The 5,850-nt window shown below is 68.3% G+C and carries 8 protein-coding genes and 1 tRNA gene; 4 read left to right on the top strand and 5 right to left on the bottom strand.

All coding sequences use genetic code 11. The annotated features are described in order from the left end of the window. The first annotated feature begins 137 nt into the window (after positions 1-137). A complete protein-coding gene (locus RT662_RS06560) occupies positions 138-410 on the top strand; it encodes a hypothetical protein (RefSeq protein WP_313669902.1) in 273 nt (90 codons plus the stop codon). Here RT662_RS06560 and RT662_RS06555 read toward each other — a convergent pair whose 3' ends face one another. Then, positions 411-1,028, bottom strand: a complete 618-nt coding sequence (locus tag RT662_RS06555) for a DUF1134 domain-containing protein (protein WP_313669901.1) — start codon at positions 1,026-1,028, stop codon at positions 411-413. A gap of 161 nt (positions 1,029-1,189) precedes the next feature. On the opposite strand from RT662_RS06555, the gene RT662_RS06550 reads away from it, so the two are divergent. Both RT662_RS06550 and RT662_RS06545 read left to right on the top strand, forming a co-directional pair. Then, positions 1,190-1,281 (top strand) — tRNA-Ser (locus RT662_RS06550). Positions 1,282-1,304: 23 nt separating this feature from the next. Beyond that, a complete protein-coding gene (locus RT662_RS06545; protein WP_313669900.1) occupies positions 1,305-1,736 on the top strand; it encodes a YqaA family protein in 432 nt (143 codons plus the stop codon). Here the strand turns inward: RT662_RS06545 and RT662_RS06540 are convergent. Genes RT662_RS06540 through modA form a run of 3 tightly spaced genes read right to left on the bottom strand, consistent with a single transcriptional unit; the run spans position 1,733 to position 3,805 of the window. Next, entirely contained in the window at positions 1,733-2,425 is a 693-nt protein-coding gene (locus RT662_RS06540; protein WP_313669899.1) for an ATP-binding cassette domain-containing protein, read from the bottom strand. The two genes, RT662_RS06545 and RT662_RS06540, sit on opposite strands and share 4 nt — an antisense overlap. Continuing rightward, positions 2,418-3,083 (bottom strand): molybdate ABC transporter permease subunit, encoded by a 666-nt coding sequence (gene modB, locus RT662_RS06535; protein ID WP_313669897.1) that lies wholly within the window; start codon positions 3,081-3,083, stop codon positions 2,418-2,420. The genes RT662_RS06540 and modB overlap by 8 nt, the downstream gene beginning before the upstream one ends. Next, complete coding sequence (gene modA / locus RT662_RS06530) at positions 3,080-3,805, bottom strand: molybdate ABC transporter substrate-binding protein (RefSeq protein ID WP_313669896.1); 726 nt, start codon at positions 3,803-3,805, stop codon at positions 3,080-3,082. The genes modB and modA overlap by 4 nt, the downstream gene beginning before the upstream one ends. Before the next feature lie 66 nt (positions 3,806-3,871). Here modA and RT662_RS06525 point away from each other — a divergent pair, with 66 nt between their 5' ends. Further along, complete coding sequence (locus RT662_RS06525; RefSeq protein ID WP_313669895.1) at positions 3,872-5,008, top strand: pyridoxal phosphate-dependent aminotransferase; 1,137 nt, start codon at positions 3,872-3,874, stop codon at positions 5,006-5,008. On the opposite strand, the gene RT662_RS06520 is transcribed toward RT662_RS06525, so the two are convergent. Then, a partial coding sequence (locus RT662_RS06520; protein WP_313669894.1) for an MFS transporter occupies positions 5,009-5,850 on the bottom strand: 842 nt, incomplete at its 5' end.

Below are 5,850 nucleotides of genomic sequence, written 5' to 3'. Positions count from 1 at the left end.
CAACCCCGACATCAACCGCCGCATCATGGAACGGCTGGTCGAAAACATCCGCCGGCTGAGCGCAGGCGAGCCGCTGCTGGGCGCGATTGATTGATCACGCCCGTGGGTGCATGATCCGGGCAACACAGGAGGCCATGATGAACCTGACGGCCCACATGATCCGCAAGGCCGGCTGGAGCCTGGCCGCCGGCCTGCTGCTGTTGCCGGCCATCGCCATGCAGTTCACGGCCGAGATGAACTGGGGCCCCGGCGATTTCCTGGCCGCCGCGCTGCTCCTGGGTACCACCGGCGTCATTCTCGAAATCGTCGCCGTCCTGCCCCGCCGCCAGTGGCGCACCATGGGCATGCTTGGTGGCCTTGCCATGCTGCTGCTGGTGTGGGCCGAGCTCGCCGTCGGCATCTTCCACTGATCAGAAGGGCAGCACCTTGCCCTTCTTGGAGAATTTCAGATAGCCGCCGTTCAGGCCCAGCCGCCAGCCAACGCCCAGCTTGATCGGCACGATCACGATATTGTCGCGCTGCAGATAATTGGCGGTGAAACCGCCGATCAGATAGGCCTTGCCCTCGGCGGCCGGATAGCGGCGATACAGGTCTTCGGTGTCGTTCAGGTTATACACCAGCGCGAACACCTTCGAACCATCGCCGCCGATGTCGAAGCCCACCGAAGGCCCGGTCCAGTGGATTTTCCGTTCACCTTCCACCTTGTGATACAGCATGCCCGAACCATAGCGCACACCCACGATGAAGGCGCCGCCGGCCTCGCGGCCAACGATATAGGCATTGGGCTGGCCGCGATCCTTGAAGGTCTTGCGGACGATTTCAGCGAGGCCTTCCGCGCCCTTGCCAAACACGCCCTCGGCCGCGCCCAGCACATCTTCCTCGGCATAGGTCGGAGCTGCGGGCGGCGGCGCCGGGGCGGCGGCAGGTGCCGGAACGGGCGCCGTCTGGGTCTCCTGCGCCAGCGCCGGGCCCGCAACGAGCAGGCCAACCACAGCCACTGCCACCACCTGCTTCATCATCTGCTGCATTTGTCGGGCCCTCGCCATCATGTCGATCCTGTCTCGCCTGCCCAGCCTGAACGGGGGCTGAGCCAGCGTCGCAACCTTCTAACCGCTGCGCACTACCGGGGCCAGCCGCGAAAGCCTGTTGCCAAGCCCCATCCGGCATGGCTATAGCCTCCGCCTCGCTCGGAGTCGTGGGTGAGTGGCTGAAACCAGTAGTTTGCTAAACTGCCGATCTGGGTAACTGGATCCGAGGGTTCGAATCCCTCCGACTCCGCCACTGCAAAAGTGAGAAGATGCGATATGGGGCCCGCCAGTGCCGCCGCACTGGCCGGCCTGTTCGCCAGCGCCTTTCTGGCCGGCTCCATTCTGCCGGCGCAATCCGAAATCGTGCTCGCCGCCTTGCTGCTGGCCGGCGAGCATCCGGCTTGGCTGCTGGTGCTGGTCGCCACGCTGGGCAATGTTGGCGGCGCGGTGCTCAACTATGGGCTGGGCCGATCGGCAGACCGCTTCCGTCACCGCAGCTGGTTCCCGCTGTCGGCCACTGGGTGGGCGCGCAGCGCGGACTGGTTCAACCGCTGGGGCATCGCCAGCCTCTTGCTCAGCTGGCTGCCCATCGTGGGCGATGGCTTTACCGTGCTGGCCGGCGCCGCGCGCACGCCGTTTCCGCTGTTCCTCGCGCTGGTGACGCTGGCCAAGGGCGGGCGCTATCTCGTGCTGGCGGCGCTGCTCTAGTCGGCCAGCCACTGGTTCAGCCGGCTGGCAGGATCGGCGAGCACAGCGGCGGCCGGCCCCTGTTCGACGATACGGCCCGCATCGATGAAGGCACACGCATCGGCGATACCGGCGGCTTCGGCGAGATCGTGGGTGACGATGATCATCGGGGCCGCGCTCTGGCGGCGGACGTTCGCTACGGCCGCGATCAGCGCACGGCGCACGGGTGGATCAACGGCGGCAAACGGCTCATCGAGCAGCAGCACATCCGGTGCGCGGGCCAGCGCCCGGGCCAGTGCGACGCGCATCTGCTCCCCGCCCGACAGGCCGGACGGGCGGCGGCCGAGCACCGGCCCGTCCATCTGCATGGCCGCCAGCAGCGCCAGCGCGGCGTCGCGGTCGGGCGACGTTTGCGCGATCATCACATTGCCCAACGCATCAAGGTGCGGAAACAGCCCGCCGCCCTGCAGCACCAGGCCCACACGCCGCTGCCAAGCCGGCAGGCCGTGGGCGTCCGTCTGCCAATCCTGCCCGGCCACGCGCACCGAACCGATGGTGGGCAACAGCCCGGCGATGGCCTTCAGGATCGTCGATTTGCCGGCGCCCGATGGCCCAACCAGGGCCAGCGTCTGCCCCGGCGGCACGCTGAACGCGGCTTCCACTTCCAGCGGGCCAGCGCGGGTGAGTGAGACAGTGAGGCCCTCAGCCACGCTTGCGCCCCAGCAGGAACAGCAGCGTGATGGCGATCAGGCTGATGCCCAACAGCAGCAGCGCCAGGCGGGCCGCGCCCGCCATGTCGAAAGCCTGCACCCGGTCATAGATGGCGAGGCTGAGTGTCGCCGTTTCGCCGGGAATGGCGCCGCCCACCATCAACACCACGCCGAATTCGCCCAGCGTGTGGGCAAAGGCCAGCACGGCGCCGGTGGCAAGGCCGGGCCAGGCCAGCGGCAGTTCCACACGCGTGAACGCGCGCAGCGGGGACAAGCCGCAACTGGCGGCGGCGGCGCGCAGATCATCGCCCACCGCCTCGAACGCGCGCTGCGCCGGTTGCACCATCAACGGCAGGTTGACCAGCACGGAGGCGACGAGGATGCCGGCAAAGCTGAACACCAGTTGGCCGCCGGTGAGCGCCTGCCAGCCGCGTCCGATAGCGCTGCCCGGCCCCATGCCGATCAGCAACGCCAGGCCCACCACGGTGGGCGGCAGCAGCAACGGCAGCAGCAGCAGCGCTTCGGCCAGCGCCCGGCCCCGCCAGCGTGTCGTGGCGAGCCAATGGCCCAGCAGCAGCGCCAGCGGCAGCAGCAGCGCCACGGTTGCCGCTGCCAGCATGAGCGACAGGTGCAGCGCGGTCAGATCAGCGCCGTTCACGGCAGGCCGAATCCGGCCCGGGCCAGCGCGGCGCGGCCGATCGGGCTGGTGAGGCGATCCGCCAGCCCGCGCGCCGCCGGGCTGGCACCGGGCATCAGCACCAGAGTTTGCACCAGCGGGGGGTGCAGCGCGGGCGACACGGGCACCACGATCAGGCCACCACCGGCAACGCGCGCCAGCGGTAACGCCACCAGCCCGACCTCTGCTGCACCGTTGGTGACGAAACTCAGCGCCTGCGCCACATTCTCGCCCAGCACCAAAGGCGCGCCGGTGACGCCCAGCCCGGCCAGCACGGCGCGAGCGGCGGCTCCGTAGGGCGCATGCGCCGGATTGGCTATGGCGAGGTGGCGGATGCGGCCCGCGCGGATGGCGGCCTTCAGGCTGGCGAGATCAGTGACGCCGCTGGCCCTTGTGGCCACCAGCGCCAGTCGGCCCAGCGCGTAAGGCCGGCGCTCCACTCCCGGCACCGCTGCGGCCAGGCGATCGGCGTGGCTGGCATCGGCCAGCAGCAGCAACTGGAACGGCGCGCCGTTCAGCGCCTGCTGCACCATCTGCCCTGATGAGCCAAAGCTGAGGCTGAAGCGCGCGCCCGTCTGCGCCTCGTGACCGCGCACCAGCGGCGGCAGCGCCAGCCGCAGATCGGCAGCGGCGGCCACCGGGACGGGAGGCGCGGCCAACGCCGGCCAGGCCAGGCAGAGCAGCAGCAGGAACAGGCGGATCATCGCTGCGCCTTGTGCCAGCCACACGCCACAGGTGCAACGCGCGTCAAAAGCCGCTAACGGCCCGGCATGAACCATCCTGATCCTGTTGAACCCTTCCACGCCATCCGCCTGTCGCGCCTTGCCCGTCGGCTGGAGGCGGAGGGGCGCAGCATCATCCACATGGAATTCGGCCAGCCTTCCACCGGTGCGCCCGCTGCCGCCATCGCCCGCGCGCACGAAGTGCTGGACAATGATCCCGGCAGCTATTGGGAATCGGAACCGCTGAAAGCCCGGATCGCCGGCCTATATCAGTCCCGCCACGGCGTGCACGTGGCACCCGAACGCATCGTGCTGTCCTGCGGCGCCTCGCCGGCGCTGGTGATGGCGCTCACCTCGGCGTTCCGCCCCGGTGATGTCATCGCCATGGCCCGCCCCGGCTATGTTGCCTATCGCAACAATGTACGGGCGTTGGGCATGATCGTGCAGGAAGTCGCCTGCGGCCCCGACAGCCGCTACCAGATCACGGCGGCGCACCTGGCGGGGCTCGATCCCGCGCCGGCCGGCGTCATCATCGCCAGCCCGGCCAATCCCACCGGCACCGTCATCCCGGCCGCCGAAATGGCTGCCATTGCCCGCGTCTGCCAGGAACGCGGCATCCGCATCGTGTCAGACGAGATCTACCACGGCCTGTCCTTCGTTGGCCCGGTGGCGAGCGCGCTGGAATATGCGCCGGACGCGATCGTGGTGAACAGCTTCTCCAAATATTTCTCGATGGTCGGCTGGCGGCTGGGCTGGCTGGTGGCGCCCGAAGACCTGATCGACGCCGCCCGCGCCCGCATGGGCAATCTCTTCCTCACTGCCCCCACCTTGTCGCAACACGCCGGGCTGGTGGCGATGGACTGTGTGGACGAACTGGAAGGCCACATCGCCCGCTATGCCGCCAACCGCCAGTTGATGCTGGATGCGCTGCCGGCGATGGGCCTGACCAAGATCGCGCCGCCCGATGGCGCCTTCTACATCTGGGCCGATGTGGCGCACCTCACCAACGATGCCATGGCGCTGGCCGAGCAGCTGCTGCTGGATACCGGCGTGGCGACGGCACCGGGCATCGATTTCGATCCGGTGGAGGGCCGCCACTTCATGCGCTTCAGCTTTGCCGTGGACACGCCGCTGGTGAAGGAGGCGATTGCCCGGGTGACGCCGTGGTTTCAGGCGCGCGGCTGATTATTCCGCCGCCACAACCCGCCGCCCGGCATGGGCGCGGAAGAACATCAGCGCCGTGACGCCAACAAACACCAGCGACACCACGAACGGCGCCCCCGGCGCATAGATGGGCGCATCCGCCACCGAGAAGCGCGCGAACACCGTCGTCATCAGCGGTGGGCCAACGATGGCCGAAAGGCTCTGGATCGAGGCGACCGCCCCCTGCAACTCGCCCTGCTCGTTGGGCGCGACCTCGGCCGACATCAGGCCCTGCAAACAGGGGAACACCAACCCCTGACAGGCCGAAACGGCGATGCCCAGGTAAACCATCCAGCCTTCATCGGCCATCGCATAGGTGGAATAGCCCGCCACCGCCGAAATCAGGCCGAACACGATGATGCGGCGCTGGCCAAAGCGCGGGATCAGCTTGCGGCCGAGAAAGCCCTGCACGATGGCGCCGGTAACGCCCACGGCGGCAAGGCTCCAGCCCACCTGCTCCGGCGTCCAGCCGTACCGCAGCTGGCCGTGATAGCTCCAGATCGAATAGAGCGACTGGTAGGACAGGGTCCACACGAACACCGTGGCGGCCAGCATAAGCACCACCGGATGCGCCGATTTCAGCCGCATCAACGCGCCCACCGGATTGGCACGTCGCCATTCGAAGCTGCGGCGGCGTTCCGGCGGCAGAGATTCCGGCAGCACGAACAGGCCATAGAGGAAATTGGCCATGGCGAGGCCAGCCGAAACCAGGAACGGCACTTCGGTGCCGAACTGCGCCACGAATCCACCCAGCGCCGGCCCAATGATGAAACCGAAACCGAACGCCATGCCGATCACGCCAAAATTCGCCCCGCGCTTTTCGG

The organism is Sandarakinorhabdus sp. (genome assembly GCF_032115815.1).
GTDB lineage: Bacteria > Pseudomonadota > Alphaproteobacteria > Sphingomonadales > Sphingomonadaceae > Sandarakinorhabdus.
Note: the sequence above shows the minus strand (reverse complement) of the source record. Positions and strands in the feature narration are given on the sequence as shown.